This window comes from Streptomyces cupreus, from assembly GCF_014257025.1.
Taxonomy (GTDB): domain Bacteria; phylum Actinomycetota; class Actinomycetes; order Streptomycetales; family Streptomycetaceae; genus Streptomyces; species Streptomyces cupreus.
On the sequence record NZ_JACMSF010000009.1, the window covers coordinates 55,594 to 82,389 of the forward strand.

General features: G+C 68.6%; 30 protein-coding genes. 23 read left to right on the top strand and 7 right to left on the bottom strand.

Features of this window, described 5'->3' with window-relative positions; translation table 11 throughout:
- Positions 1 to 146 precede the first annotated feature (146 nt).
- Positions 147 to 923 (bottom strand): hypothetical protein, encoded by a 777-nt coding sequence (locus tag H4N64_RS11015; protein WP_186282045.1) that lies wholly within the window; start codon positions 921 to 923, stop codon positions 147 to 149.
- 254 nt (positions 924 to 1,177) lie between these two features.
- Between H4N64_RS11015 and H4N64_RS11020 the strand changes: the two genes are divergently transcribed.
- The 19 genes from H4N64_RS11020 (at position 1,178) to H4N64_RS11105 (ending at position 16,561) form a co-directional block, all read left to right on the top strand.
- Positions 1,178 to 1,894 (top strand): hypothetical protein, encoded by a 717-nt coding sequence (locus tag H4N64_RS11020; protein ID WP_186282046.1) that lies wholly within the window; start codon positions 1,178 to 1,180, stop codon positions 1,892 to 1,894.
- A 63-nt stretch (positions 1,895 to 1,957) separates the two neighbouring features.
- Positions 1,958 to 2,695, top strand: coding sequence for a hypothetical protein (locus H4N64_RS11025; protein WP_186282047.1), 738 nt, complete (start codon positions 1,958 to 1,960; stop codon positions 2,693 to 2,695).
- 32 nt (positions 2,696 to 2,727) lie between these two features.
- Positions 2,728 to 3,225, top strand: a complete 498-nt coding sequence (locus tag H4N64_RS11030) for a hypothetical protein (RefSeq protein ID WP_186282048.1) — start codon at positions 2,728 to 2,730, stop codon at positions 3,223 to 3,225.
- A 19-nt stretch (positions 3,226 to 3,244) separates the two neighbouring features.
- Positions 3,245 to 3,949, top strand: a complete 705-nt coding sequence (locus H4N64_RS11035) for a hypothetical protein (RefSeq protein WP_186282049.1) — start codon at positions 3,245 to 3,247, stop codon at positions 3,947 to 3,949.
- A 127-nt stretch (positions 3,950 to 4,076) separates the two neighbouring features.
- A complete protein-coding gene (locus H4N64_RS11040) occupies positions 4,077 to 5,870 on the top strand; it encodes a type IV secretory system conjugative DNA transfer family protein (RefSeq protein ID WP_186282050.1) in 1,794 nt (597 codons plus the stop codon).
- A 101-nt stretch (positions 5,871 to 5,971) separates the two neighbouring features.
- On the top strand, positions 5,972 to 6,208 hold the full coding sequence (locus tag H4N64_RS11045; protein WP_222108850.1) for a hypothetical protein: 237 nt from the start codon (positions 5,972 to 5,974) through the stop codon (positions 6,206 to 6,208).
- Positions 6,205 to 7,389 carry a DnaB-like helicase N-terminal domain-containing protein gene (locus H4N64_RS11050; RefSeq protein ID WP_186282051.1) on the top strand — a complete coding sequence of 395 codons (1,185 nt, stop codon included), beginning with the start codon at positions 6,205 to 6,207 and terminating at the stop codon, positions 7,387 to 7,389. The genes H4N64_RS11045 and H4N64_RS11050 overlap by 4 nt, the downstream gene beginning before the upstream one ends.
- Positions 7,386 to 7,988 (top strand): hypothetical protein, encoded by a 603-nt coding sequence (locus H4N64_RS11055; protein ID WP_186282052.1) that lies wholly within the window; start codon positions 7,386 to 7,388, stop codon positions 7,986 to 7,988. The genes H4N64_RS11050 and H4N64_RS11055 overlap by 4 nt, the downstream gene beginning before the upstream one ends.
- Positions 7,978 to 8,268, top strand: coding sequence for a DNA cytosine methyltransferase (locus H4N64_RS44385; RefSeq protein WP_222108819.1), 291 nt, complete (start codon positions 7,978 to 7,980; stop codon positions 8,266 to 8,268). The genes H4N64_RS11055 and H4N64_RS44385 overlap by 11 nt, the downstream gene beginning before the upstream one ends.
- A gap of 16 nt (positions 8,269 to 8,284) precedes the next feature.
- The gene (locus H4N64_RS11060) at positions 8,285 to 9,184 is read left to right on the top strand and encodes a DNA cytosine methyltransferase (RefSeq protein ID WP_260859667.1); all 900 of its coding nucleotides are present in this window, start codon (positions 8,285 to 8,287) and stop codon (positions 9,182 to 9,184) included.
- Positions 9,185 to 9,279: 95 nt separating this feature from the next.
- Positions 9,280 to 9,879: a DUF4913 domain-containing protein gene (locus H4N64_RS11065; protein ID WP_186282053.1), complete on the top strand. Its 600-nt coding sequence runs from the start codon at positions 9,280 to 9,282 to the stop codon at positions 9,877 to 9,879.
- A 1-nt stretch (position 9,880) separates the two neighbouring features.
- Entirely contained in the window at positions 9,881 to 10,687 is an 807-nt protein-coding gene (locus tag H4N64_RS11070; protein ID WP_186282054.1) for a hypothetical protein, read from the top strand.
- Positions 10,684 to 11,169 carry a hypothetical protein gene (locus H4N64_RS11075; protein ID WP_186282055.1) on the top strand — a complete coding sequence of 162 codons (486 nt, stop codon included), beginning with the start codon at positions 10,684 to 10,686 and terminating at the stop codon, positions 11,167 to 11,169. The genes H4N64_RS11070 and H4N64_RS11075 overlap by 4 nt, the downstream gene beginning before the upstream one ends.
- 87 nt (positions 11,170 to 11,256) lie before the next feature.
- Positions 11,257 to 11,994, top strand: a complete 738-nt coding sequence (locus H4N64_RS11080) for a winged helix-turn-helix transcriptional regulator (RefSeq protein WP_186282172.1) — start codon at positions 11,257 to 11,259, stop codon at positions 11,992 to 11,994.
- A gap of 98 nt (positions 11,995 to 12,092) precedes the next feature.
- Positions 12,093 to 12,947, top strand: coding sequence for an SPDY domain-containing protein (locus tag H4N64_RS11085; RefSeq protein WP_186282056.1), 855 nt, complete (start codon positions 12,093 to 12,095; stop codon positions 12,945 to 12,947).
- 28 nt (positions 12,948 to 12,975) lie between these two features.
- Positions 12,976 to 13,191, top strand: coding sequence for a hypothetical protein (locus H4N64_RS11090; protein WP_186282057.1), 216 nt, complete (start codon positions 12,976 to 12,978; stop codon positions 13,189 to 13,191).
- A complete protein-coding gene (locus H4N64_RS11095; protein ID WP_186282058.1) occupies positions 13,179 to 14,237 on the top strand; it encodes a tyrosine-type recombinase/integrase in 1,059 nt (352 codons plus the stop codon). The genes H4N64_RS11090 and H4N64_RS11095 overlap by 13 nt, the downstream gene beginning before the upstream one ends.
- Positions 14,234 to 14,611, top strand: coding sequence for a hypothetical protein (locus tag H4N64_RS11100; protein ID WP_186282059.1), 378 nt, complete (start codon positions 14,234 to 14,236; stop codon positions 14,609 to 14,611). The genes H4N64_RS11095 and H4N64_RS11100 overlap by 4 nt, the downstream gene beginning before the upstream one ends.
- A 69-nt stretch (positions 14,612 to 14,680) precedes the next feature.
- Positions 14,681 to 16,561 carry a tyrosine-type recombinase/integrase gene (locus H4N64_RS11105; protein WP_336246678.1) on the top strand — a complete coding sequence of 627 codons (1,881 nt, stop codon included), beginning with the start codon at positions 14,681 to 14,683 and terminating at the stop codon, positions 16,559 to 16,561.
- 35 nt (positions 16,562 to 16,596) lie between these two features.
- On the opposite strand, the gene H4N64_RS11110 is transcribed toward H4N64_RS11105, so the two are convergent.
- The 3 genes from H4N64_RS11110 to H4N64_RS11120 are packed head-to-tail and all read right to left on the bottom strand — an operon-like array spanning position 16,597 to position 22,068.
- Positions 16,597 to 20,682 carry a CHAT domain-containing protein gene (locus tag H4N64_RS11110; protein WP_186282060.1) on the bottom strand — a complete coding sequence of 1,362 codons (4,086 nt, stop codon included), beginning with the start codon at positions 20,680 to 20,682 and terminating at the stop codon, positions 16,597 to 16,599.
- A gap of 22 nt (positions 20,683 to 20,704) precedes the next feature.
- Positions 20,705 to 21,673 (bottom strand): hypothetical protein, encoded by a 969-nt coding sequence (locus tag H4N64_RS11115; protein ID WP_186282061.1) that lies wholly within the window; start codon positions 21,671 to 21,673, stop codon positions 20,705 to 20,707.
- On the bottom strand, positions 21,652 to 22,068 hold the full coding sequence (locus tag H4N64_RS11120) for a hypothetical protein (protein ID WP_186282062.1): 417 nt from the start codon (positions 22,066 to 22,068) through the stop codon (positions 21,652 to 21,654). Before H4N64_RS11120 ends, H4N64_RS11115 begins: the two co-directional genes overlap by 22 nt.
- Before the next feature lie 195 nt (positions 22,069 to 22,263).
- On the opposite strand from H4N64_RS11120, the gene H4N64_RS11125 reads away from it, so the two are divergent.
- Positions 22,264 to 22,989, top strand: a complete 726-nt coding sequence (locus tag H4N64_RS11125) for an SPDY domain-containing protein (protein WP_186282063.1) — start codon at positions 22,264 to 22,266, stop codon at positions 22,987 to 22,989.
- Positions 22,990 to 23,131: 142 nt separating this feature from the next.
- On the opposite strand, the gene H4N64_RS11130 is transcribed toward H4N64_RS11125, so the two are convergent.
- Together H4N64_RS11130 and H4N64_RS11135 are read right to left on the bottom strand one after the other, a co-directional pair.
- The gene (locus H4N64_RS11130; RefSeq protein WP_186282064.1) at positions 23,132 to 23,416 is read right to left on the bottom strand and encodes a helix-turn-helix domain-containing protein; all 285 of its coding nucleotides are present in this window, start codon (positions 23,414 to 23,416) and stop codon (positions 23,132 to 23,134) included.
- A 146-nt stretch (positions 23,417 to 23,562) separates the two neighbouring features.
- Entirely contained in the window at positions 23,563 to 23,718 is a 156-nt protein-coding gene (locus H4N64_RS11135; protein ID WP_186282191.1) for a hypothetical protein, read from the bottom strand.
- 328 nt (positions 23,719 to 24,046) lie between these two features.
- Between H4N64_RS11135 and H4N64_RS46335 the strand changes: the two genes are divergently transcribed.
- The 3 genes from H4N64_RS46335 (at position 24,047) to H4N64_RS11150 (ending at position 25,005) form a co-directional block, all read left to right on the top strand.
- Complete coding sequence (locus H4N64_RS46335) at positions 24,047 to 24,319, top strand: DUF317 domain-containing protein (RefSeq protein WP_186282065.1); 273 nt, start codon at positions 24,047 to 24,049, stop codon at positions 24,317 to 24,319.
- 36 nt (positions 24,320 to 24,355) lie between these two features.
- Positions 24,356 to 24,580 carry a hypothetical protein gene (locus H4N64_RS11145; protein ID WP_186282066.1) on the top strand — a complete coding sequence of 75 codons (225 nt, stop codon included), beginning with the start codon at positions 24,356 to 24,358 and terminating at the stop codon, positions 24,578 to 24,580.
- 104 nt (positions 24,581 to 24,684) lie between these two features.
- Positions 24,685 to 25,005: an esterase gene (locus H4N64_RS11150; RefSeq protein WP_336246679.1), complete on the top strand. Its 321-nt coding sequence runs from the start codon at positions 24,685 to 24,687 to the stop codon at positions 25,003 to 25,005.
- A 257-nt stretch (positions 25,006 to 25,262) separates the two neighbouring features.
- On the opposite strand, the gene H4N64_RS11155 is transcribed toward H4N64_RS11150, so the two are convergent.
- Entirely contained in the window at positions 25,263 to 26,531 is a 1,269-nt protein-coding gene (locus H4N64_RS11155; protein ID WP_186282068.1) for a hypothetical protein, read from the bottom strand.
- Positions 26,532 to 26,796: the final 265 nt, after the last annotated feature.

Below are 26,796 nucleotides of genomic sequence, written 5' to 3' on the forward strand. Positions count from 1 at the left end.
TTCGACCTCCACCCTGGATCTCGCCCACCAGAAAGATGCCTGGCTCTCTGCGACGGATACGGCCTAGAAGCTCGCGTACTCGCAGGTCAAGAGCACATTTCTGATATCAGGGCGTCACATCACCCATTTCCGCCGAATACACAGGGCTAGGCCAGCAGGCGACGCACCATGTCGTCGTCCGTCACCTCGTACACATCGATGCGCAGCAGCCTCCGGACATGGACCGGAACGCGTTCGACGGCCCTGACGGACGCGGACGGAACGACGAGGGCATACCGTATCTGCGGTTCCTCGCTCGTCATGCGGCGCAACAGCTGCCCGTAGGCGATGTCGGCGTCGATGCCCTTCTCACTGGTACGGCCCTTCGCTTCGCAGATCAGCCGCTCATCACCGCGCACGGCTTCAAGGTCGGTCCACCGGTCCGTTGGATCGACCGGTGTCCATCCCTCAGCCAGCAGCCACGAGCGGAAGGCATCGGTGACCCGGTCCTCGTCGCTGTCGCGCGCCAAGATTTTCTTCAGCGTCGCAAGATCGGCCTCCCGGTTACGGCGCAGCCGTCCGCGGCTGTCCGCATCGAGGTCAGCCGGGCGGATCACCACCAGTCGCAGACCCTGTGCAGGAATCTCCGTATCGCGCCGGGCGTCATACAGCGCTCGTTGCTCTCCCCGGTGGACACCGCTGACAGTGAGCTTGTCCGGCTTGTCGAAGTGGGGCATCGGCTGGTCGTGCTGCAGTTCCCGGTATTCGACCACGAGCTGGTGGCCGGGCCAGTAGGCGTCGACCGGCAGCTTGGCACGTCGACCGCCCGCCCCGGGATCCCCCAGCAGCCAGTCGAACTTGTGCTGGGTCATTGCCGTCTCACCGAGCACCTGGTTGCACAGGCCGACTACGTACACCTCATCACTGTCGTCTCTCGTTCCCATGGCCGCGCATCATGCCACCCGCCAGTGACACAACGAGTAAACGCCCGCCGCAGAGACGTGGGAGCGGTTCGCTCCCACTCTCAAACACAACCCTGCCCACAACTGCGATCTCCGCCGCTGCGGCGCCACCGGCCCTCCTTGCGCACGACCACGTGCGCCGACGCGCTAGCGCAGATTCCCGGCCCCGCCAAATCCGTCTTCGGGCCACATCCTCGTCCTCCGCATGGCCCCGACCTCTGCGAGGTGTACCTCTCGTGGCGGAAATACCTCCGCACATCACCGTCGCCCACCACGACCAGTACGGCGTCGTGGCCGTGATGTCGCACGACAACCACGTCGCCGATCACATGCTGCGGCGGGTCGGTTTCGAGCGACTGCCCGGCAGCCGCCTGTACGCCCTGACCGAGCCGGACCGTGACCTGACACGGCGCGGACAGCAGGCCGTCCAGTCGTTGCGCGCCGCGCGGTACAGCGTCACTTCCGACGCCGCGTACGACCTCGCGCCTGTCACCGGGCCCATCCCCGGCCGAGACCTCTTCGACGGTCCGGAGAACAACCCCGTCCCCCAAAGCCTCGGCGGCGAGGAGGCGGCCTTCACCGCTTCCCACGCGCTCGCTGCCGACATCCGTGCCGCCCGGATCGTCGTACACGACCAGGTTCGCGATCCCGACGGCACTCTGCGCGCGGTAGGCACCGACATGCGCACAGGCGAGGGCGTGTTGCTGCACGGCGAAGGTGATCTGCGGTACATCGAGACGCGGCTGGACAGCACGGCCCTCGCGTTCGACGCGTTCTCCTACATCCGCGGCAACGGACGTCCTCATCCGACTCCCGCGACCTGGCAGCGCCGGGCCCAAGCCGCCACCGCCATCTCCCCGGCCCGCGAGGGCACTTCGGTGCCGCCGCGGCCCGAGGTCACAGACACCTACCGCCCGACCCCGGCCGCCCGGCAGCCGGTCCGCGCCCGCTAGGTCATCCGAGCCCAAAGGGAGTCTTCAGCATGAAACTGCAACTCGAACCCGACGTCGCCTTCGGTGTCCACCCGGAACTCGGTGTGGTCGCCGCCGTGGCTGACGACCACCGGGTTCCTCGACGAAGTGCTCCGCAAGCATCACTTCCGCTACAGCAGCAACCTCGATCTCTACCTGCTCCCCGGCGACACCCCGCACAACATGGCGGTGCGGACCGTGGCCCGCGCCAGCCGCGAGTTCCAGGACGTCGGCCTCTCGGTCGCCGCCGACCCCCGCATCATGCTGCCACCGCCGATCCCCACGCCGGACGGGGTGCCCGTACGGCAGGCACTGCCCGGGCAGTCGCTGACCGCTCTGACCGGGGAACTGCACGAGCTGCGCCGCTCGGCCGATGTCGCCGACGTCCTGGAGCAGATCCTCAACGAACACCATGGCGTCGTCGGCGACTTGGAAGAGTTCATCGACACAGCCGCCGCCTGGTGCGACCGCCTCGGCACCGCCAACGGCCGCGAGCTGGGCCAGCACCTGCGCACCATCGCCCACCACATCGCTTTCCTCGGCGACCAGCTCGTCACCGCGCAGCTCGACCTGGCGGTCATGCCGGACGTGACGCCGGACGACGCCCCGCCTCTGTCCGAGGTGCCACTGCTCACCCGGCACGAGATCCCGTCGGTGACACACACCGCCCGCTCCCGCGCCGCTCTTGCGTCCTCCCCGAACCGCCCGGCCGCCCAGTCCACTTCCCCGGATGAGGCGGCTCGCTCACCGACTCCCTCGCCCAGCCCCCGTCGTACGCGCTGACCTTCCTCTCGATCGCACAAGGAGTCCGGCTCATGGCCGTCAAGAAGTTCTGGACCATCAACCATGCCTGCGGAGACACCACTCAGGCCGACCTCTCCGGCCGTCCAGCCGACCGGCGTGCCGGCTACGCCCGCTGGCTCGCCGAGCGCGACTGCACCGACTGCTGGCGCGCCGCCCAAGGCGAGGACACCGAATCCAAGGCCGAGTGGCTGGCGAACAAGCGAGCCGCCGAGCAGGCCGAGGCCGAGGAATGGTCGACGCGATATCGGATGCCTCCGCTGGAGGGCACCGACCGCGCCATCGCCTGGGGCACCCGCTGCCGCCACCAGCTCGTGTCCGCCGCGTACACCGCCCTGGTGCTCGAAGGCACCACCAGCGAGGCGGAGTGGGCCGCCATCGAGGACACCGCGCGGCCCCTGACGCACGCCGGGTGGTGGCTGGACCAGCGCGACGCCGACCCCGCCGACTTGCCCGAGCTGCTGGCAGCCGCCACCGGGGGCGACCGGCCCACCGAGAACCCCCACTTCTGACCCGCCTGCGGAGGCCTCCATGTCCACCACGCCCGACGTCGTCATCACTCGCGAACCGACCGGCAACGTCATCGCCGAAGGCGGGGACGAGCTGGCCGTCACCCTCCTCAAGCGCGCCGGCTTCGTCATCGAGACCACACCGCTCTCCTTCTGGTACCGCCTGCCCTGGGACATGGGCGAGGAGCGCGAGAACCAGATGGCCAGCCATGCCGCACGGATGCTCACCGCGGTCGGCTACCGGGTCGAACTCGATCCCGGCCTGGACGTCACCCGGATCACCACGCCCACCGATCCCCTTGGCGCGCGCGTCTACGGGCAGCAGATCCTCTCCCTGACCGACCAGCTCAACGGAACCGAGACGTACGCGGGGGCGGCCGACGTCATCGAGCACGTCGTGGACCCGGACGACGGCGTCGTCGTTCGCCTCGGTCAGTTCTTCGAGGCCGCGGCCGTGCAGGCCAACGTCGCCGACACCGATGACGGCTGGGACCTGTCCCACCTCTTCGAGGACGCCGCTGCCACGCTCACCTCTCTCGTCGAGGACTTGCGCGGCGCCGGCCACCAGATGCAGAGGCTCGAACCGTCCTGGAAGCGGAGCTGGCAGGAAGGCGTCGCCACCTACTACGCGACGGCCCCGAGCCCCCGCACCGGGGCCACGCCCGCGGCGTCCGAGCAGCCCTCCGTCACGCCGCCCACCACGCCCCGGCCGGGCCGGGCTCGCTGACCGCTCCCCCACCGCTCCGTCCAACTCCCCTGCTCACCGCCACAACCGCCAGGAGCCCAATCGTGATCAGCAGAGCCATTCGCCGCCCCGCCGCCACCCGTAGGTCCGCACCCCTCTGGATCCCGCCTTGCCATCTCCGCGTACCAGCACGCCCTCGACCACCACCGGCACCGACTTCCTCCTCTACCTCCTGATCGGCATCGCCGGTCTCGGCATGGCGGGAGGCTCGCTGGCCTGGCTGTTCGGCAATCTCGCCAACGCCATCACCGGCTCCGACCCGTGGGCCGCGTTCCAGCCGACCAACGCGCTCCTGCACCCCGAACTCGTCTGGCCGCATCTCGCACGGCCCGCCGTCCTCACCGGCTCCTACCTGCTGCCCGCCGCCACGCTCGCCGCGGCAGCCGTCCTCGGCACCCGACTGTGGCTGCGCGTTCGCCGGAACCCGAACGGGCTGGCCGATCAGCGGGACCTGGCCGACCTGCTGCCCAAGAAGATCGCCGCGAAGGCCATCGACCTGCGGCCCAGTCTGAAGGGCACCAAGCCCAAGGCCGTCGCCCCGGACGACCGCGGCGTACTTCTCGGCACGCTGAAGCCGGGGGCCATCGAGGTCCGCTCCTCCTGGGAGGACGTGCTCCTCGCGATCATGGCGCCCCGCTCCGGGAAGACCTCGGGTCTGGCGATCCCCGCGATTCTGCGCGCCCCCGGCCCGGTGCTGCTGACCTCGAACAAGGCGGCCCGCGACGCCTTCACCGCGACGCTCGACGAGCGCTCCCGGGTGGGCACGGTGTGGACGCTGGACCCGCAGCAGATCGCCCACGCCCCGCAGACCATGTGGTGGGACATCCTCGCCGACGCCCACGATCTCGCCGGGGCCCGGCGGCTGGCCGGGCACTTCGTGACCGCCTCGGTGGACGAGTCCAGCGCAGGCGACTTCTGGTCCACCGCCGCCGCCAATACCCTCACCGCGCTGTTCCTCGCGGCGGCCCGCGACCACCGGCCGATCACCAACGTACTGGCCTGGCTCGCCTCTCCCGCCGACCGCACCCCCATCGACCTCCTGCAGGACGCCGGCCTCGACGCCGTCGCCGCCCAGCTCCAGGGCACCGTGGCCGGAGCCGTCGAGACCCGCGACGGCATCTTCGAGACCGCCCGGCAGTACGCCAGCTGCCTCCTCGACCCGGGCATCGCCGCCTGGGTCACGCCTCCCAACGGCCTGGAGAAGGTACGGGAGTTCAAGCCGGAGGCGTTCGCGACCAGCAAGGACACCCTGTTCCTGCTGTCGAAGGACGGCGGCGGCTCCGCCTCGGCGATCATCGCCGCAGCCGCCGACGCGGTGATGCGCGCGGCCGTCATCCAGGCCGAACGCGACGGCGGACGCCTCGACGCACCGCTCCTCGCGATCCTCGACGAGGCCGCCAACGTCTGCAAGATCGCGGACCTCCCGGACCTCTACTCCCACCTCGGGTCCCGGGGCGTCATCCCGATCACGATCCTGCAGTCCTACCGCCAGGGCGTACGGGTCTGGGGCGAGGCTGGCATGGACGCCCTGTGGTCCGCCGCGACGATCAAGCTGGTCGGCTCCGGCATCGACGACGCCGACTTCGCGGACAAGCTCTCCCGCCTCGTCGGCGACCACGACGTACGCACCGTCTCCCTATCCACCAGCGAGTCGGGCAAGTCCACGTCGGTGTCGATGCGTCAGGAGCGGGTGCTGCCGGCCGACGCGATCCGGGCCCTGCCCAAGGGCTCCGCACTACTGCTGGCCACCGGGGTCCGCCCCGCCCTCCTCGACCTCAAGCCCTGGTACCGCGAGCCAGACGCTGACCGACTCGGCGCCGCCTCCGCCCAAGCGACCGCGGCCATCACCGAGCGCGCGCTGGCCAAGCAGCCGCACCGCGACGCCTTCGGTCCGGCGGCATGACCGACCCGGCCCGGCACGACGCGCGCACGAGACGCGGACGTACGGCCATCGCGTCCCTGAGCCGCGGCTCGCCCTCCCCTTGTTCTTCTTGAGGTGCTCCTGTGTCCCACCCCGTACCGACCTCGGCTTCCATCCGCCCGTCCGAGCGGCTTGCCGGCACTCCCGCCGTACGCCGCGACGGCCATTGGTGGCTGGTCACCCCGACCGGCACCATTTCCGCCTCGGACCCCGTCTTCACCGGCGAACTGGACCGCTTCGCCGCTGACATGGCCGCTGCCGACCGCGCCGTCGCGAACCTGCGCACCGAGCGCACGGCCGCAGGTGGGGACCAGCGGTGACGCCACTCATCCAAGCCGAGCAGGCCGTCCTGGGCTCGGTCTTCCTCGACCCCGGCCAGCTCGACCACCTCTCGTCCTGGCTGCGGCCCGAACACTTCTACCGTCCGGCGCACGCCGCCCTCTACGCCGCGATGGTCAAGCTCCGCAAGGACGGCCACCCGGCCACAACGGGGAAGAGCGGAGACCCGCTCCCGCTCTCCTGGGTGACGGACACCGTGCAAGAGGCCAGCACCCGGACCCGTGGGCTCACCGCGTCGTACGCCCATTCCTTGATTTCTGCATGCCCGCGCGCCACCCATGCCCCCGTCTACGGGCGGATGGTCCTGGAGGGCGCCATCCATCGCAGCGTCACCCAGCACGCCATCCGCCTCCACCAGGCCGCGCGTGCCGACGCGGTCCGCGGTGGAGTCGAGGAGACGGTCCACCACGCCCGGGTCCTGGCCGACGTGCTCGCCGATCTCGCCCGCCGGTGGGGCACCGAGCCTCGGCCGGTGCAGCCGCCGTCGCCGAACACGTCATCCTCCCCACAGGTGCAGCCCGTCGACGAACAGGTTCTCGCCGACGAGGAGTTTCTTCTCGGCTGTATCAGCGCCCGGCCCGAGCAGCTGCTCGACGTCGTCGACTGGCTGCATCCTGACGACTTCACGGACATCGGCCATCAGCAGATCTACCGCGCCCTGGGCGCACTGCATCACCGCGGCGAGCCCATCGATCAGCTGACCGTACTGTGGGAAACGCAGCGCCGGGGTGCTCTGTCCAACGGGACGCTCGACGCCGAACGCGTTCTCCGGATCTGCGATCCGCTGTCCCTCTCCGGGGTGGCCGAGTACTTCGGCGAGCAGGTCGTGCAGGCCTCGCTCGTCCGCACGGCCGCGGCCTCCGCCCGCCAAGTGCGGGCGCTGGCCGACGACGAGTCCCTGGCCCCGGGACGGCTGATCGGGTACGCCCTGCACGCCCTGGGCCCGCTGGACGAGGTCCGGCGTCGCCTACGGGCCGCATCCGGCACCGAGCCCGCACCACCGCGTACGGGCAGTGTGCCGACCGTTGCACCGCCTGAGGCCCGCATCGACGCGGCCCGTTCCCGTAGCCGCTCCGGCGCCACCGCCGCGTCGGCTCCGACGGCCACCGCGGCCCCGCATGCTCCTGCTCCCGACCGTGCTACCCGCCGGGGCCCGTCATGACAGACCACACCGGCCGCGCCGGCCTGGAGAAGGACGAGCTGTACGCCGTTGCCTGGGAGTTCGACGCCCTGCGCGAGCAGATCACGGTCCCCGGAGTCTCGAGCGGTCTTCCCGATCTCGTCACCGCGTCCGGGCAACTCGCCACGTTGACAGGGCTGGTCAAGGACCTGTCGGACGAGGTCCTCTTCCGGGCTGTCGACGAGGACCCCGGGCTCGACTTCGGGCCGGTCATCTACGCGTACACGTCGGCGGCGGTGCCCGCCGGACGCGCGATGGAGAACTACACCGAGGCGTACGCCCAGTTCGGTTTCCTGCGCCGCTTCGCCGAAGCCCCCGGCTCGGCGGATCTGGACGACGTCCGTCAGGCGGCCTTCCACGTGGTCCAGGAGCGGATGGAGCTCGTACGCGACGATCTCCGGGAGGTGAGCGACACCTTGCGGGGCGCGGCGGACCGGCTAGACGGCACGCCACCACGCGTCCTCGCGGCGCTGAGCCGCTCGGCACGCCCGCCGAACTCGATCTACCGTCTGCCCGTGGAGCCGCCCGCCCCGGGTCCGGTCCGGCTCGCCTACACCCCGGCGCCCCGCCATGGCCGCTGACCTGGCCTCGGTGGGGACGCCACCGTTGATCGGGAGCCTGTGCTCCGGCTACGGCGGCCTGGACCTCGGTGTCCAGGCCGCCCTCGGAGGCTCGCTCGCCTGGCACGCCGAGATCGATCCGGGTGCCGCCCGGATACTGGCCCGCCACTGGCCCACCGTGCCCAATCTCGGCGACATCACGGCCGTGAACTGGGCCGAGGTCCCGGAGGTGTGCGTCGTCACGGCCGGCTTCCCTTGCCAAAGACGTCTCCGTCGCCGGCCGCCGCGCCGGACTGGCTGATGGCACCCGGTCCGGTCTGTGGCACCACGTCGTCCGTGCCATCGAAGCCCTCAACCCCTGCCTGGTGGTGATCGAGAATGTCCGAGGGCTCCTCACCTCGCCCGCCGGTTCCCCTGGCGGCGTGGAACTCTGCCCGTGGTGTCTGGGAGACACCGCAGGCCAGCCTGCTCTGCGCGCACTCGGTGCCGTACTCGGCTCCCTGGCCGACATCCGGTTCGATGCGCGCTGGTGTGTGCTTCGCGCCTCCGACGTCGGAGCCCCGCACCGCCGAGAGCGGATCTTCCTCACCGCCTGGCCGTCCGAACGGATCACCTCTGCTCAAGACCCCGACCAGCAACCTGGGGGCAAACGGGGGCAGCCAGCACCCGGCGAAACGCAAGCAGGGCGGCCATGGCCCGAACCTGGCGGACGAGATCGAGTGGCTCCTGCCCACCCCGAAGGCCTCGGACGGCACCAAGGGGTCGCCCAACCAGCGCCACGGCAATGGGGACTTGACCTTGCCCTCGGCGGCAGCACGCCTGAGGCCCATCCCGGATGCCACGCCCACACGCACGGCCGGACGGCGAAAGGGCGCCACGAGCAGGACCCCGCGCACACAGTCACCGCCGCTGTTCGGGGATCCGGAGCCCCAGCAGGGCACGCCGAGATCTGGGGGCCGTACGCCGCCGCGATCACCCGCTGGGAACACGCCACCCGTCCCGCGCCGCGGCCAATCGACGACGCCGGCCGTCTCAGTGCGCGGTTCGTGGAGTGGATGCAAGGCCTTCCTCCCGGCTGGGTGACCGGTACACCAGGGCTGGGGCGCCCCGCCCAACTGACCGCCCTGGGTAACGGAGTTGTCCCCCAACAGGCTGCCCGCGCCCTACAGATCCTGGCTCCACCCAGGACCGTATGCCGCCATCACGCGCCGCGCTGACCTGCGCCTTCTACACCCGTTTCCCGGCCGGGCCAAATCCCCGTTTCTCCGGAACCTCGACATCCCACCCACCAGAACTTGCACCAGGGGTAGCCATGTCCGAATCCGCCCACGAGAGCGAGCCGGTGCGCATACCGGACCACGACCTGGACGACCTCGTCGCCACGGTCACCCGGCTCGTCGCCGAGAGCCGCAAGCAGGGCGAGACGCTCGCCCGGCTCACCGACGACCAGCCGTCCGAGGACGACAGCGAACCGGCCGATCCCGTGCACCCTGAAAGCCCGGCATCGGCATCCGCCCCGGCCGAAGGCAATGCCAACGACGGCCCGGCCTCCGTCTTCATCCTGGCGCTCGGCGCCAAGGCGTACGCCGAAGAACTGGCCGCGCTGACCAACTGGGTGCACAACCTGCTCCTGCCGGTCTACGGGCGGGAGATCACCACCGGCCGCCCATGGTGCCGGCAGTGGCAGGAGCACCCCGAGGCCGTGGCCCGGCTGCACGCCCTCTGGCTCGCCTGGCAGCAACTCACCGACGTCCAGGCGGGCCTCACCGGTCCCTCCACCTGGCACCGTGACCACCTCGACCCGGCCCTGCTCCAACTCCGCACCCCAGACGGCCCGTTCGGCGCCTGCACCACCAGTGCGACCCGCCCCCACCACCGGCTGCTGGCCTCGCCCGAGCCCGCCGGAGTCTGAGATGGCCCACGAGTACGAACCCCCTTCGCCGGACTACCGGCTCGACGGCTTCCAAGCCGCAACCACGCAGATCGAGGACGACTTCTCCTCCGTCACCCTCTCGGACGACCTGTTCGTCCCCTTCTCCGAACACCACAGCGCCGACGGCCGCGACAGCTACCTGCTGCTGTACGACCGGTCCGCGATCTGGGACATCCCCGGGACGGCGGAGTACGTCACGCTGCACATCACCCGCGACATCGAGCAACGCACATTCGACTTCGCGTCCGAGCACCACCCGGTCGTTCCGCTGGCGCAGCACTGGCTGATCGGCCGGGGCTGCCCGCGGGAAGCCGCCGATGGATCCCCCCACCACGGGCCCCGCCCGGCCGACGCGGTCACGGCCCGGCTTGAGGACCTGCTCCGGACCAACCCCGGCAACCGGTACGAGGTCCTCGACCACTACACCGACAACCCGTGCTCCTTCGACGTCGGCGTCGAGGTCCGCACCCTCGTCTACGACAGGCACCCCGACTCGGCGGACGCGCCGTATCGGCTCTTCCTCGAAGAGCCGACCAAAGACATGCACACCTACACCGTGCGGGAGGGTGTCTTCGCCAGCGCCGAGGAAGCGGACACGTGGATTGTGGAGCGGGACTCGCCGCTCCCCCTGGCACCTGCCTCACCGGGCGCCTTCGGCCGCCGGGCGGCAGCCGCCCGCGCTCGCTCCACGATCGGCGGCAACGGCCTCGCCGTGGCTCCCGCACCCGTCTCCCCACCCCGATCAGCGGAACCTGCTCCGACGCGCTCCCGCAGGAGCACGCGATGAGCCGGGCACGGTACGCCTTCGCCGCCCATCCCGAGTCACTGGCCGATCTGCGCGCCGTACCGGAAAACATCCGCGACCTGGCCCTGCTCGAACTGCAGCACCTGGTCCACGGCAACGAACGCGGCGCCGCCCTCCAGCGGGAACTCGCCGGCTGCCACAAGGTCTACGTCGACCCGGAAACCCGCTGGCGCTTGGTCATCCAGTACCGGGATGCTCCCGCCTCTTCCCAGCACAAACGGGAGATCTACCTGCTCGCGGTCGGTGAGCGCCAGGACCATGCCGCCTACCGCGCCGCGGCCCTTCGGCTGGAGCGCGAGCGGGCGGCCACCGCCGCGTCCCCGCACGACCGGCGCGCTCAAGCCGCTATGGCCCTCTCTCCTCGCCACCACAGCAGGCGACCGGTCACCGGTAGCCAGCAGCCTGCGGCAACGAGCACCGCCACGAACCGCACGACGTCGGAACGCTCCGCGCGGTCCCGCTGACGGCGCACAACCACCCTTCGGAGAACCCCACCGTGCCCAGCCTCTCCCCCCTCACCCACCCGTCACACCGAACTCGTCGACGAGGCCATCGCCCGCCTCTCACCCCGTTGGACCACCTGGACCCTGCAGACCATCCAGCACCACGGCCCCATGCGCCTTGCCGACATCAACTCCGCGCTTCCGTGGATAGGTGTCCATGCCATGGCCCAGATCGTGCGCCGCATGCAGACGAGCGGTCTCCTGGACCGGCCTCAGTTCGGGGTGTACGACCTCACACCGCTCGGCTGCGACACGCAGTCGGTCTACCGTGCGCTCTCGGCCTGGCACCGTACCCACCTCGCTGACGACGCGGCGTCGCTCGCGGAGGCGGAACGTGTAGAAGACGCACTCGGCCGGCTGCGTGGGAAAGGCACGATCCCCCTCCTCCATGCCCTCGCGCAGTACGGTCCCCTTCCCAACGGTGCGCTGCGAAACGAAGCCGCGCTCGCCGCCGGCTCATTCCACTACCGCATCACGCAGCTCCAGACGGACCAGCTCATCACCCGCACGAGCCCCTTCTCCGGCCGCGGCTCCGAGTACACCCTGACGTCTGCGGCCCGCGGACTCACGCCCGTGTACGCCGAACTCGCGGAGTTCGCCCGCAAGTCACACCCGGCAACTCGCCCGGACCAGCCCGGTGCGACAGCTCAGCAGGCCGTACGGGCGAGCGCGGCCGTGCGCCGCAGTCCTGCGGCTTCTGCCGAGCTGTTCTCGCACGTCTCCGACCCTCAGCCGCGCGTCCCGGCGTTCGTCACCGCGCTCTCCCACCCGTCTCGGATCAGGTGACTCAAGTGTCCGCAGCCAGATTCCGCCGCGCGACTACACCCGCATGCCCCAACACGAGCCGCTCAGCCGCCCGTGCCCCGCCGCCCGAAGGCCGTCCCATGCCCAGCCCGGATTCCCTCGCCCTCGACCCGATTTCGGATGTCCTGGTCAGCCCCGGCTACCTCGCCGGTCCTGGCGACAGCCGCAGCATCTTCAACACGCTTGATAGCGCCCCCAGTTGGACCAAGGCCATCGCCTTCGGTGCCGACACCTACTACACCAGTCCGTGCCAGCGAGTACGCGTCGCCAACGCCGTGGAGAGCTTCTACGGCGGGTGGACCATCTCTTACGCCGAAGACCCACTCGGCGTCCCCGACTGGATCACCACGTTCGACCGGAACACGCCCCACGAGATCGTGGCCGTGTTCACCAAGACCCTCGTCGACGGACTGCACGACAACTTCGCCGACTACCTCAGCGGCGGCCGGCACTACACGGGCATCAGCCCCGCCTCCCTGACCGCGCGGCACCGGTGGGAGCCGGTACACGGCTCCCGGCCGTTCCGCACGGTCTCCCCCGACGGCCACGCCGCCTATCAGATGCGCGTTGGCTGGCTCCACGAGTACGACGAGCTGCTCACGCCCGAGAAGTCGACGTGGCGCATGTCCGCCGGCACCGACCCCGTGTACGCGCCGAGCTGGCAGGCCTTCTTCAGCGGATACACCCCGCAGCACCTCATTGCGGCCTCCACCGCCGCGTTCACGGACCCCACCCCCGTGCCGCGCGCCCTGGATCACATCCCCGACCGCCACCGCTCACTGGTCTCGGTCACCCCCGTGGACACGACCAGGCCCGACCGGTGGGCGGCAGCGGCGCTCGCCCGTAGCACCCAAGCCCAGGCGATACACGCACCCCCGCCTCTGGCCGCGCCGACCCCGCTCGCTATGCACGCCGGCTCCCGACGGCAGCGCTAACCCTCACCCTCAGCACTGGAGTCCCACCGTGCCGACCATCGCCCCCGACGGGGACCTGTACGTCTCCCCGCTCTACCTCGCCGGCTGCACCGTCACCGGCGACCCCGCCCTTGCCCCCCTCCTCGACCACGGCTTTGCCCTCCACGACGACGAGCTAGAAGTTACGTGGAATCACTTGCGAGGCTGGTGGCCTCGTACGGGGACCCACGGACTGAAGGGACGCGGTACCAAATGGTCGAACTGAGGGAGAAGTGGCCGATACTCGGTCGGCACGAGCAGGCGACGGCCTGGCTGCAGGTGTGGCAGGACTTGGGACGGGCGCCGAGGACGATCGATGCCTACGCCCGGGGATTGGCGGAGTACCTGGAGTTGTGCGAGCGGGAGAGCGTAGAACCGGTGCGGGCCACGCGCGCCCATGTTGCCTTGCATGTAAGGGAGTTGGGATCGCGTCCGAGCCGTCGGGGCGCCAACGTAGTGGCTCTGGACTCGGGCGCCGGGTTATCGAACGCGACGCTCCAGCAGCGTCTGGTGTCGGTGCGGTTGTTCTACGACTTCCTGGTCGAGGAGGGACTGCGCCAGGACAATCCCGTCGGCCGGGGCCGCTACACCCCTGGGACCCGTGGCGGCGGGCAACAGCGAGGGCTGATGCGGAGACTGGTGAAGCTTCCCTGGATCCCCAGCGATGAGCAGTGGCGGGCCCTGCTGGCGATAGCCGCTGCCGAGCCGGTGCGCACCCGGCTGATGCTGGCCTTGGCCTACGATGCGGCCCTGCGCCGGGAGGAGTTGTGCTCGCTGCGCACCGACGACCTAGACCCGGGACGGCGGCTGGTGCGGGTGCGGGCGGAGACCACCAAGAGCCGCCGGGAACGAGTCGTGCCCTACTCGGCGACGACCGGCGTCCTGCTGTCGCAGTACCTGGTGCGCCGGGCTTCGGTCAGCCGGGCGCGCGGTGGGCTGTTTCTGTCGGAGTCGCGGCGGAACTTCGCCCAGCCGCTGAGCTTGTGGACGTGGTCGAAGGTGGTGCGCCGGATCGCCGTGGAGGCAGGGGTGGAGCGCTTCTCCACGCACACTACGCGGCACCTGTGCCTGACCGAACTGGCACCGATGGGTTGGGAGGTGCACGCGATCGCCACATTCGCCGGACACCAGCACACCGACTCCACCATGCGCTACATCCACCTCTCGGGCCGGGACCTGGCCGAGAAGCTGGAGCGGGGGATGGAACACATCCATGCCCAGCGGGTCGCGCTGCTGAGCACCGGCATCGAGGGCACCGGAGGACCGCGGTGACCGCGCTTGCTCTGCCGGCGGGGAAGGCGGTACCCGACTGGGCCTGGCCACTGGACGGCGTGTCCTGGAACCGGGACCCGCAACTGAGCGTCGAGGAGCGCGCGGTACTCGTACAGGCGGGCCCGCGACTGTTGATGTCCTCCCAGCTGACCCGGGCGGAACGGGGTGCGCTGGAACGGTTGCTCAGGCCGCTGGAGCAGGTTCGGTCCTGCCTGTGGATCCCGGATAAGGCCGGACACCACCGGTGGGTCGACTACCAGGTGGTCGGAATGCTGCTGACCTGCACCGCCGAGACCGATTCGACGTGGTGGGGCTGGGATCAGAGCACGTGGACCCGTGTGATCGGGCCCGACGCGCAGGACTGGAGCCGATAGTGGCCGACACAAGCGTCGCGGGCATGCCGCCCCCGCCTCCTGGCCTACGCCTACCTCCTGGGCGCGCCGGTGGACGAGACCCTGTTCCTCGGCTTCGAACGGCTGCGTCTGGCCCGCACGGTCTTCGGCCCGGAGATGGTGGACCGAGAGGTCGACACCGTCTACAGCCTGCTGCGCGGCTGGGGCTACCGCCTGGACACGGCGGGCAACCGCTCCGTGCGCACCTTGATCGCGCACGCGATGCTCCTCAACCGCAGCCCGTTGCTCGCGGATATGGACACGGTGTTGCTGGAGCGCCTGCGTCAGGCGGTGCGTTCCACCGGGAGGGCATCTGGTGACCTGCACTCGCTGCAGCGAGCGCTGGCGGCGTTAGGGCGGTGCGAGCCGCCCATCGCACGCAACGAGACCTTGTTGGGTGAGCTGCGGGCCCAGCGGTGGACGGATGTGCCGGCGCCGTGGGCCGAGATGGCCCGCCGGTGGTTCGACACCTCCACACTCAGCCGCAACGTCCGCCTAGCCTACCGCCAGGATCTCGCCCGCATGGGCAGATGGCTGGCCACCGAGCACCCGCAGATCACCGAGCCCGCCCAGTGGACGAGGGCGACCTGCGCGGCCTGGGTGGCCACGGTAGACCGGATGCGGATCGGCGACTACGTCGAACGCACCGCCACCCGCGGCGTGTTCGGAGACCCGATGTCCCCCTCCACCAAGGACAGCGCGCTCACCGCCGGCCGCGCGTTCTTCCGCGACCTTCAGGAATGGGAGTGGATCCCACGCCGGTTCGATCCCGGACGCGCGCTGGAGACGCCCCGCAGCATCCGCGCACTGCTGGGCCCCAACCCCCGCGTCATCGCCGACGAGGTATGGGCCAAACTGCTGTGGGCTGGCATCAACCTCACCTCCGAGGACCTGCCCACGACCAGCAGCGGCCCGCGCTACCCCCTGGAGCTCTCCCGCGCCTTGGCGCTGACCTGGCTGTTCAGCGGCCAACGCAGCGACGAGATCCGCCGCCTGCGCACCGGCTGCGTCCGCTGGCAACACGACGGCACCACCGTCAGTCCGGACGCCGCCGACGTCCTCGCCCGCGACGCAATCTGCTTGCTCGACGTCCCGACCCACAAGACCGGCACGAGTTTCACCAAGCCGGTCGACCCCCTGCTCGGACAGGCCGTCGAGGTCTGGCAGACCGTGCGCCCCGAGCAGCCGGCGATGCTGGACGCCAAGACCGGCGAGCGCGTGAAGTTCCTGTTCGCCCACCGTGCCAAACGCGTCTCCAAGGACTACATCAACCGCACGATCATCCCGGCGCTGTGCGCAAAAGCCGGGGTCCCCGCCAGCGACGTCCGTGGCAAGATCACCAGCCACCGGGCCCGCAGCACCATCGCCAGCCAGCTCTACAACGCCAAGGAACCGATGACCCTGTTCGAGCTGCAGGCATGGCTCGGACACCAGTCACCCAGCTCTACCCAGTTCTACGCGAAGATCTCCCCCAAGACGCTGGCCAAGGCATACAGCGAAGCCGACTACTTCGCCCGGAACGTGCGCACCATCGAGGTCCTCGTCGACCGCGACGCCGTAGCTTCCGGGGCGGCGGCCACCGGCGAGCCCTGGCAGTACTACGACCTGGGGCACGGCTGGTGCACCTACTCCTTCTTCGAACAGTGCCAGCACCGGATGGCCTGCGCCCGCTGCGACTTCTACACCCTCAAGGGCTCCAGCAAGGCCCAACTCCTCGAAGCCAAGGAGAACTTGCAGCACATGCTCGCCTCCATTCCGCTGACCGAGGACGAACGGGCCGCAGTCGACGATGGCCAAACCGCCATCGATGCGCTCCTCGCCCGGCTCTCCGACATCCCCACGCCCGCAGGCCCCACACCACGGGAACTCGGCCTCCCCGCCACCGTCACCATGCTGCCCATCGTCGAGGTCCGCCAAGGCGAACAGGAGTGAACTGTCAAAGCCGTAGTCCGCCAAAGGAACCGACCTCAAGGACCAACGTGGATATGCGATGCCCACAAGGTAGGCGCGGTGGGGAACCGTTCGCGCTGGGTCAACGTGGCGTGATGTACGGCGTACGGTGCAAGAGAGGGTGCGAGTGCGTTCGGCTCAGGAGACATCGTCGCGTAGCAGTCGGCTGCGAAGTCGGCAGCGAGCTTGTCGCCGATTTCCCAGAGCGTGCCGATGACGTGGGGGAATCCTGCCTCCTGGAAGGCCGCGACGGGGTGGAGTGCCTCGTCTATGAGGCGTGTCGTTGCCGTACGGGCTGTGGAACAGGCCGAGAGGTATGCGAGCCGTGTGTGCTCCAGCCGCAGCTCGGCGATGTTCTTGACGGTCAGTGTCTCGCGCTGGCCGGGCTCAACGGTGATGCGGCTGGCCAGGGGGTAGCGCCAGTCGTCGTGAGTGTGGCATGCGAGGTGCACCACGCTGTACTGGGGCAGCGCGGTGAGTATGTTTCCTGGTGTCGCGGGGGCGTGGGCACCATCGCAGGTGCCGAGCAACCGAGCGCGTGGGAAGTGCTGCAACAGCATGTCGGCCTCGCGTTGGGCTTGTGGGAGCGCGAGTTCGGGATGTCCCGGGATGTTCGGGAGACAGACAACGAGCAGTTCGTCACCGGCTTCGTCTGCGTCGACGGGGGCTTGCCGCCGGGCACGGCTCAAAGCTCGCAGGCTGAGCGCATAGGACGAAATCACTCGGTCCAGGGCCGATTGTCCGTTCGGATGTCCGGCGGCGTGCAGCGGCAGCCATATGAAGAGTGAGGTGGGGATCCACCAGATCCTGGGTGGGGTGCCGCGGCTGGGCGGGCCGGTGATACCCAGCCGGTCCAGTATTGGGCCAACGACCTTGTCCCACAGGTCGGCGAGCGCAGCAGCGGCCATCGGCTGCAACTGCACTTGTTCAGCGACGGGGAGGTTCTTGTTGAGCGCATTTTCACCAGCCACCTGGATGTGCGTGACCCAGGTGGCGAGGGTGTTTGCATTCACGTCGGGCAGATGGAGTACGGTCGGGCCGTCGGCGGTCAGGAGTATCGCGTCGCACCGCAAGGGACTGCCGGTGAGGTAGACGATCGGCCCGCGCTCGGCGGCTTGAGCCAGGTCAACGGGGCTGTCATCTGTGCGGCCGTACAGAACGCCTCGCCCCTGTTCCAGCAAGGCCACCGCCCGCTCGACATCTCCCAGTTCCAGGGCACAGGCGGCGGCATCGCCTGCAAGGCCACTCCGACTGATGAGTTCGTACTGCTGATCTTCGTCGCCCAGTTCCTCGGCTGCTGTCCGGGAGTGCAGGTCCACCGCAAACTCGAGGAAGTCGGTAGCCCTGTTCCATTGCCCTGCCCTTGCACATAGACGGCCCGCCCAGCGGGCGCTGTCGATGCGTGGGCTCGACCGGATGGAGGCATCGTGGGCGACTCGGGAGTAGAAGCCCACTGCCTCGTTCAGCGATGTGGGATCGCCAGTGATCCGGTGGCGGGTCGACAAAGCAGAGCCGAGGGCACACAGGTAGCCGACCCGTTCGGCTCCGCCGACCGGTGCCGAATTCAGCAGGCGGCGAAGGATATCTATCGCCTCGTCGAGCAGTGAGACGTCCTGGTCCGCGTGACTTTCAGACGCCCGGATGCGGGTGACCAGTAAAGTCGCGAGCTGGGCGAGGGCATCGCGACCACCGGTGCGCCTGTCGGGATTCGGCGCAGCCGCCTGTCGGCTGAGTCTGATTGCGCGATCGAGGTCGGCGACGTCGCGAGTCGCCTCATAGCGTTCTGCCAACCGGAGGCTCAGCTCATGCGCGCGGTCCCGACTCACTTCCGCGCCAGCCTCCTCCTCAGGGACCTCGATGGCGGCGCTGGTGAAGAAGCGGAGCTGCGGTAGCAGGTCCTTGTCACGCCGGTTGATCAGCCGCTGGGAGTGACGCAGACCCGCCTGAAGGGCCCTGTACAGAGGGTGGCTGACCGGCGTTGCGGCAAGTGCACGCTCATAGACCTCGGCAGCGCGGATCAGGTCCACGGAACGGCCGGTACGCGCGTGGCGTTCCATCAGCGTGTCTCCAAGGCCACCGGCGTGGCGGGAGTCCCGAAGACCAGCTGATGGTTCAACAGCCCGTTCGAACAGGTCGATGGACTCCGACAGCAGGTCCATGTCCTGAGTCGATTCGGAGAGCGTCTTCAACGCCTGGGCAAGATTGCCCAGATACATCCTGTAGCTGGGTGCATCAGGTGATGCATCGTCCACGACGGTGCGGAAGAAGGCGACGGCCTGGTCGGCGTCAGCTCGGTCACCGTCCAACCTGTAGCGTGTCATCAGGGCTGCGGCGAGTGAGTTCAGGTGGGCGAAGTAGCTGCTGCTGTCGAGTTGTTCTGCGTCGACTGCCCGCCGGGCATCAGCGATGGATCGCTCCAGGTCCGCGCGGTCCTCGTCGAGTTTGAACCGGTCGGCCAAGGCCGCGCTTCGCATATTGAGGGCGGGCCCCTTCATCTGGTCTTGAAGCGGCAGGGCGTGGAGTTCATCGAGGATGACCAAGGCGAGGTAGACGTCTTCGGCACGGTCCGTGGCGTGATATCTGGACAGCAGGTCGCCAGCCAGGTTCAACAGCCGCTGCTGATGGTCGTCATCGTCGGTTTGGGTGAGCTCTCGTGCCTTCAGCCCCAGCGCGATGGCGCGGTTGAGCCGGCTCAGTTCACGCGTCGACATATACGCTTCTGCTTGGTGGTGCGCCTCCTGTCCGAGTATGGATGCGTGCGATGGACCGTCAATAGCGGTCCACCGGAGCACGGCGCGGCGGGTCTTGGTAATGAGTTCATGGAAGGGATCGGTTTCTTCCGCCAGCGAGGCTGCCTCCTCGATCAACGCCCTGGCATCGGCGAGATCCTCCTCTGCGCCGGTCTGCATGAACCGGTCGCCGAGGGCCACCGCCAACGCCAACAAACGCCCCGACCGTAGCTGGCGTTCGCCGGCGCCACCTGTCACAGAAACGCGCAAGCGTTGCACGACGCTGTCCAGCCCCTCGGTCGTATCTGACCCCAGCAACTCCTCGTGCTGCTCAAGCCCCTGTATCAACGTGATCAGCTGTAGGAACTCGTCGAATCCGCCCGCCGGTGCGGCATCCAACAGGCGTGCGTCCAGGTCCAGGATCTCGTTGATGTCCTGCGGTTCGAGGAACAGGTCGAAACGCTGCTGGAGTGCGTCACGTAGGGCGCGTAAGGCCCGCGGGGCCCGGTCGTCGGCGCATGCCTCGCGTGCCGTTCCGACGGCCTCGTCGAGAGTATCGAGGCGGTGGTTGAGCCGGTGCTGTCCGGTCAGCAGCTCAGCGAGATAAGCGAGGCGGTGCGGACGGTCCTGGTGTTCCCGTGGAAGCGCGCCAAGGCAGAGCCGGCATGTCTCGACTGCTGCCTCCAGGTCGTCCGGGTCCCCCGCCAGTCGGTGCCTGAGGTAGAGCGCATGGGAAAGGATGAAGAGGTTCCAGGCTCGCTGCGGGTGATCAGGACGCCCATCTTGTGCCCCGTCCAACCCCCAGGACACCGCGGCATCCAGGTCTTCCACGGCTCGGGTGATCCCATGGCGCCCGTAGTACATCGCGCTCAGATCGGATGCGTACTGGGCCCGGTACCCCCTCGCACGCGGCGTATCGCGCAGAACGCGCTCCATGAGTTCGATGCACTGGGTCACACCCGCGGTGTTCTCTTCGTCGTGGGCCCGCTGGAACGTGGAGAGCACGATGCCCTCCAGCTGTTCGGGCATCACCTCGACGGCGTCAGGGTCGGGCGCGCGCCCGACGAAGACGTCGCGTATGAGATCTGGCACCCGTTGCGGCGCCACCGGATGGATCGCGGCGAAGAGCGAAAGGGCCAGGGCCTGCTCCTCTCCTAGCGCTTCGGGCTGCAGCAGTGCCCGATACCAGAAGACCAGTGCGACGGCGTGCACTGCCTCGAGGTCATCGGACCGCGGCCCCAGCAGCTCCAGAAGACTCAGACAGCGGGAGCGTAGCTCGTCGTCGAGTATGTCGCTTGGGACATGCCACTGCTCGTAGCGGTGCAGCCTCACTTGGATGAACAGCAGGAACTGATCGCGTGTGTGAACAGGCATCGGATCCCCCTGTATTCACCCTTTAGGGACCCCGTCCCTGCAGTCGGCGGGTGAGCGCCCACCCGGTCTCCGAGTCCAGGACAGCGGACGTGCCGATGCCCAGAGTCCGGACGAGCTCCGGCGTGTGCAGTTCCACTGCTGCTGTCACGAACCTGGTATACCCGTCGACGGCAGCGCGCGCCCTGCGCACGGAGGCAGCCCCCAGCACGATGCTGATCGGCAGACCGGGCCACCACAGCGCTCCTGGCAAGAGATACAGCACGCTCCAGCCGGCCAGTGCGCTGGCTCGTTGGAACGCGTCGCGTGTGCTCGTGATCTCCAACCTGGTGCTCTCTGGAAGGGTCAGCCATAGACACGGCCACACGGTCGGCAGGTCGATTGCGTATCTGCGGCGCAGGACTGCGGACATTCCCGCGATGCGATCGCCCATCCAAGTGGGGCGTTCGGGCAGTTCCCGCGCGATCGCGGCCAGCGCACGGTCGGCCGTTCGCAGGTGTTCGTGCTGCTCTCGGCTGGGACCCGGCCCTCTCCCGGCCTCGGCAAGGGCGGTTGCCCGCCCCATGGGCTCCAGCGCCCGCCGATAGGCTTCCGAGGCCGTTCGCCAGGCCCGCTGCCGGGAACCCGTGTGCCGACGGGCCAGGGCTCGCAACGGTGGCGGCCACTCTTCCCAGTGCTCGGCCAGCCAGGCCCTGGCGGCCAGGTCGCCTATCGACTGTGCGCCGATCGACGCTCCCGCACTGCCGAGGACGGCCACAACGGCGATCAGGATCAGGAGGCTCTGAGGTCGAGGATGATCCTTGGCGGCCCAGTTGTCGATCTCGCTGATCAGCCGTTGTGCATCCAGAGCATGCGTCCATCCGGCGGTGCGAGCCGCAATGAGAGTCCCGACGTAGAGGAGTCCCGGTAACACCAGCAGGGTGAGCCACTTCTCGGCGAGTCGTTTGCCGACCTCGGTCAGAAATACGCCCATCAGCGGACCGGCCTCTCCCACAGCGGCTCCCCGCTGACCGAACAGCGGGGCACGGACTTGCCCTGCTCGGGCAGCCACGCTCGCGTGCAACAGAAACTCAACGGGCACAGGTACACGGTCTCCGCCGGGCTTTCAGAGTAGTTGAACAGACCGTGGGCACCACCGGAGCCCGAACCAGTGAGGACACCACGAGGAGGTTCGTCTGGTCGGATTCCGATACGCGAGAGTGCATCCAGCAGCGCGTCGAGCGTCCCACCGACGGCCAAAGGATCTTCGCCGCCTACGGCCGTCAGCACCTCCGCCATCAGGTGCTTGTCGGCGTCCGGTAGATGATTCCTCAGCGTGGTTGCCGATTGGCACACCCATGCCACACGGTCGGCCAGCCGCACCGCGGCCGCCCTGCTCTCGTCGTTCAAGCCGCCCCCCTATACGGAACCCCGGCTACGGACGTCGCAGCCATCGTCGCTTTCGTAGCGGCGGCCACCGGTCAGCCCTGGCAGTACTACGGCCTGCGCCACGGCTGGAGCACCCACGCACCGTCACCATGCTGCCCGTCGTGGAGGTCCGCCGAGACAAACAGGAGCGAGCCTTGACAAACCTGATTCCACATAATGGCGAACGTCTACGTCTCCTCGCCACAACGCCATATCCGTCTCGGCTATCTGCCCGAGGGGCCGGACAACACGCTGTGGAAAGTCGCCGTCCACGCCGACCCCTTCGGCCCTCCGCGCTGGATGGCCACCTTCGACACGCCCACCCCCACCGAGCTGGTGACCGCCTTCACCACCACCCTCGCCAGCAGTTATACGAAGGGACCGGACACCTTCCTGTCCGGTACGGCCCATCCGATCGACCAAGCCCTGCGACCTCTGACGCAAGCTGGGTGGACCCGCACGGACACGTGGGCCGCGACCGTCTTCACCGCCCCCGACCAACTCGCCGGGCTCACCTACTCGCGCCAGCTCCCCAGCTCGCAGGCTGAGCTGCACTCCGACACTCACCGCTGGCTCCTGTGGGGCGGCCAGGACGGCTACAGCTCACGCTGGTACGTCTCCTTCACCTCCCGCGCCCCCATCCATCTGATCGCGGCAACCACCGCGCGCCTTGCGGACCCCGCGCCCGTGCTCCGGTACGCGCCCGAGGTCCCCTCCCGAAACCGCGGCGCCGCCCACATCACTACATTCACACCGCCGGTACCGACCCCACTGGATGTACGCCGAGCCTCGGCCGCCCGTGTTCGCACCACCATTCCCCAGGCCGTCGTGCGTGCCCCCACGGTGGCGACAGCATCCGGTCCCAGCGCCGTCCTTCCGGTCCGCACCTTCCGGCGTCGTTGACCGACGGAACCCACAAGGCGAAGCCACGTGACCGGTAATGCACTCGGCAGTCCCATCAGCCCCGTCGGCAGAGACCCAGCCCGAGGCCATGGCCGTCACCGTCGAGTTCGGCCACCACATGCAAGGCATGTTCGTCGCCCAGTCAGGCGCCTCCGAGCAAACGCACCAGCGAAGCAGTGATCACGCGGTGCCGGCCTCCGAGGGGTACGAGCTTGACCGGCGGCTCACCTCGCCTGATCAGTTCGTAGAGGTGGCTCTTTGAGACGCCGAGCGCAGTCGCGGCCTTGGGGACGCTCACCGTAGCGGGCCAGGAGCGGATCTCATCGAGTGTCGGGCCGTCATTGGACTTCGAGCGGACTCCTTCGGCGTCACTCGCGGTGACTGGCGTCTTAGCGGTTGCCCGTTCGGCTGTGACGTCCTTAGCCATCGGTTCTCCCGTCTCACGTACACGGCCTACTGCATCGGCATGTAGGGGCTCAGACAAGGCACCCAGGCGATGTGCGAATTACGCGTTCGAGCGGGCCAGAGGCACCCGGCGTCTCCGCGCCTGCCGCGCCACTCGTACCGATCCGCTCACATGGAACCGTCGGCCTCGGCGTCCACCCGCCGCGCCAGTTCCCCCACCCTCAGCTCGATCCGCCGCCCATCAGCCATTCGGGACCGACCCAACGACGCTGCCTCGACGTCGTCGACCGCCTCGTCGTACGCGCGAATCTCCCCACTGCTCAAGCCAGCTCCTCCTCTTCTCTCCACCCGGCCCCGCGAACGGCCGCTCCCGCACCAGCTGAGCGGATGACCGTTTCATTCCGCGTTGGACGGACAGCAGTCCTCGCATCCGCGGCCAGTTCGCCCACGGCAGACGCACACCGCGGGCAACGACTGGAGACACCGCCCAAGACCATGTCAACGTACGGGAGCCCGGAAAAACCGCAGGTCAACGAAGGGTTCTCTGTTCGTGACGCTCACCGCCACAACCACGCTCCGGCCTCTCGCAGAACTTCCTCCGCCCACCCTCGGCGAGCGTGAGTGGCTCCTCGAATGCCACTGCGCCCGACCCGTGACCGACCTTCTCAAGGACCAGGGATGGGACGTCGTCACCGACCTGGACTGCAACGTCCACTGCTCCAGCCCCGACCGACGCGTGTACGTGGGCTTTCTCCCCGAAAGCCGGGAGGCAGTCCGCGGTGAGCTGTGGCACATCCACGTCACGGACAACGACGGCACCAGGGCCTGGCGCCAGACCTTCGGACCGGATACCCCGGCACAGGCCGTCGCCGGATTCCTCGCCGCTCTGATCGCCCTCCCTACCCGTTACTGCACCTGCGTGTGACACCCGCTCCGCACTCTCATCGCCCAGGAGACTGTCTTGCCCTCCAAGATCACCGTTGGCCAACTGGTTCATCAGCTCCAGACCTTCGACCCCGACCTGCCCGTGTGCCTCGCCATCAACCCCGACTGGCCCTACGCCCACCGCATCGGCCGCATCGTGGAGATCACCGGATCGAACGGAGCCGTCTACATCGCTGAAAACGGCCAGGAGGGCGTGCTGCCGCCCGCCGTCCGCAACCAGCTGGACTGGGCCTCCGTATGACGTGCCACCCGCGTACACGTCCCGCTGCTTCGCCGATCAATTCCTCCGACTCCTCGCAACACCTGCTCCTCAGTGACCTGGTCCATCACCGCATGCCACCGTCGGTGCGCGGCGCACTCCTGCGCTGCGTGCCTCCTCATCCCACCCAGCCGATCCACACGGTGTGGATCAGCGACCTGGAGCCCGAGCGTCTCCATCCCGGCTCCATCCTGCTCAGCTGGGAGCCCAGCCTCGGAGACGGAATGGATGTGACCGCTCACCTCCGTCTGGCCTCGGCAGAGGTCCTCCTCGCCAGCTGGCCGGACCTCCACGGCGACTGGACCGCCGTCGTACACCCCACCCTTCACGAGGTCATTGGGCTTCACACCGCGCTGTCCATCGCCACCGACGCGCTCCACGTCGCCAACCACCTGGCGACCCGCTGACGATCCGCTCGCCACGAACTTCCGAGGGCTCCCCCAAGATGGGGCAGCCCTAGTGGCGTTGGGACATCGCAGTCCTGTCTCGGACGACCGAGTGCCTTCTTGCCCCTGAGTGGGCTAGTACTGTCTGTAGTACGTGCGGAAGTTCCAAGGCAGAGTCACGAACCGCATGAGGCGGGCCGCGGAGTTCCGCAGCCGCGCGGAACAGGCCCGGGGCTTCCGCCTCTGGCATCAGGCCGAAGGCGCCTAGTCCAGTGAACTCACTTGTCGGGTCCGGCAAGCTCTTCGGTCAGGGTTCGGAGCATTTCAAGGCTCGGTGCCGCCTGGTGGAGGGTTTGGGAGCTTCTGCCACTGGCTTCCGCGAGCTGTCCCAGGCGTTCGTCCAGCTTCTTCACAGCACGGGACTGAGCCACGGCGTCGCCGAGGAGCAGTGCGCCAGCACCAACGGCGATAGAAGTCGCGGGGAGCGAGATCGAGGTTCCACGAAGTCGACCTAGGGTCACGGACTTTCCTGCCAGCGCTTTCGCGGTGGCCGAAGCAGTTGCCGCGATTACTGTGTCTACCGCCGAAGACGGCAAGCTCACGTTCTTCGAGGCGGGCCGGAACTGGGCACGGATGCTCTCGTCAAGCCGGCCGAGCCGGCCATGGACGTCCTCGATCTCAGTACGGAGCTCCGCGGTGGACTGAGTGATGCGCTCGGCCAGCGTCCTGGCCACGTCAGGCTTCTTCTTGTGATACTCGAAGGCGATCTCGGCGAGTCCGAACTGGACCGTGGCCGCGTAGCACTTCGCCATCAGATCGAGGTACAGCATCGCCTCTTCCACCGCCTCCTCACTCAGGCTCTTCTCCGCCTTACGTGGGGACCTCTGCTCGGCGTTCTCCAGCCTCGAGACCGCATCCTGGAGATGGTGAAGGCACTTGTGCCTCGCATCACCCAGGCTGTTCCTTGCGACCGAGAAGTCGCTCGCCTCGACGCCGCGCTCGCCGTGAGCACGTAGCCGCGCGACCAGATCCTCGACCTGCTCGACGGCATTCTCGACAGCACCGGTCTGGTCGGTCCGCAGGTGCTCGCGGATCTCGTCCAGCCCCTGCCGGATGGCCTTGATATCCCGGGCCATCTCGGCCGTCTGCGCTTGAGCCGCGATGGCACCCAAGATGGCCGCCCCACCTGACATGGCGGCGACACCCGTGGCGGGACGGATACGCATCAGACGCGTCACTCGGCCTCGGTCGCTACGGATAGCGCTCTGGATCCAACCCCCTCCCTCGGTGATCACTTTGCCGACCCTCATCACCTCGCGAGAGGTCTGGTCGAGTTCGACCAGACGGGCGGTCAGACGCTGAGACTCAATGAAGGACCGGACCGCAGGGTCCAGTGTCCGCACGAGAGCCGCCCATTCGCCGGAGGTGAGGTCGGCAACCCAGCGCCCCCAACGTGAACGCTTCGTCTCGGAGGGGGCACCGATCACGACGGCTCGGTCCTCCGCCACACGGACGACGATCTCTTCGGACTCATCGCTCAGCGACACTTCGTGCAGCCCCCTCGACCGGACTCGACACCCCGGCCGATTGTAGGGCTGGGCCCCGACATATTTCGGGCAAACGAATCAGCATCACCACCTCACGCACCGCCACCCCCCTGTGGCTGCTGCTCTCTCCCCTCACTCGAATTCCCGAAACCTCTTGAGCTTTCGGAGGGGCACCCGCTGACCTGCGCAAACACCGGCCGGGCGGGTTCGCCTATCCCCCGACGGGCGGCCACTGGAGGGGCTCGAAATGGTGACCCCTGCAACG

Excerpts from the sequence above, each read along its gene's own strand:
- H4N64_RS11015 (WP_186282045.1), bottom strand. The coding sequence starts at position 923 with ATGGGAACGAGAGACGACAGTGATGAGGTGTACGTAGTCGGCCTGTGC.
- H4N64_RS11030 (WP_186282048.1), top strand. The coding sequence starts at position 2,728 with ATGGCCGTCAAGAAGTTCTGGACCATCAACCATGCCTGCGGAGACACC.
- H4N64_RS11035 (WP_186282049.1), top strand. The coding sequence starts at position 3,245 with ATGTCCACCACGCCCGACGTCGTCATCACTCGCGAACCGACCGGCAAC.
- H4N64_RS11055 (WP_186282052.1), top strand. The coding sequence starts at position 7,386 with ATGACAGACCACACCGGCCGCGCCGGCCTGGAGAAGGACGAGCTGTAC.
- H4N64_RS44385 (WP_222108819.1), top strand. The coding sequence starts at position 7,978 with ATGGCCGCTGACCTGGCCTCGGTGGGGACGCCACCGTTGATCGGGAGC.
- H4N64_RS11065 (WP_186282053.1), top strand. The coding sequence starts at position 9,280 with ATGTCCGAATCCGCCCACGAGAGCGAGCCGGTGCGCATACCGGACCAC.
- H4N64_RS11070 (WP_186282054.1), top strand. The coding sequence starts at position 9,881 with ATGGCCCACGAGTACGAACCCCCTTCGCCGGACTACCGGCTCGACGGC.
- H4N64_RS11075 (WP_186282055.1), top strand. The coding sequence starts at position 10,684 with ATGAGCCGGGCACGGTACGCCTTCGCCGCCCATCCCGAGTCACTGGCC.
- H4N64_RS11085 (WP_186282056.1), top strand. The coding sequence starts at position 12,093 with ATGCCCAGCCCGGATTCCCTCGCCCTCGACCCGATTTCGGATGTCCTG.
- H4N64_RS11095 (WP_186282058.1), top strand. The coding sequence starts at position 13,179 with ATGGTCGAACTGAGGGAGAAGTGGCCGATACTCGGTCGGCACGAGCAG.
- H4N64_RS11110 (WP_186282060.1), bottom strand. The coding sequence starts at position 20,682 with ATGCCTGTTCACACACGCGATCAGTTCCTGCTGTTCATCCAAGTGAGG.
- H4N64_RS11125 (WP_186282063.1), top strand. The coding sequence starts at position 22,264 with ATGGCGAACGTCTACGTCTCCTCGCCACAACGCCATATCCGTCTCGGC.
- H4N64_RS11130 (WP_186282064.1), bottom strand. The coding sequence starts at position 23,416 with ATGGCTAAGGACGTCACAGCCGAACGGGCAACCGCTAAGACGCCAGTC.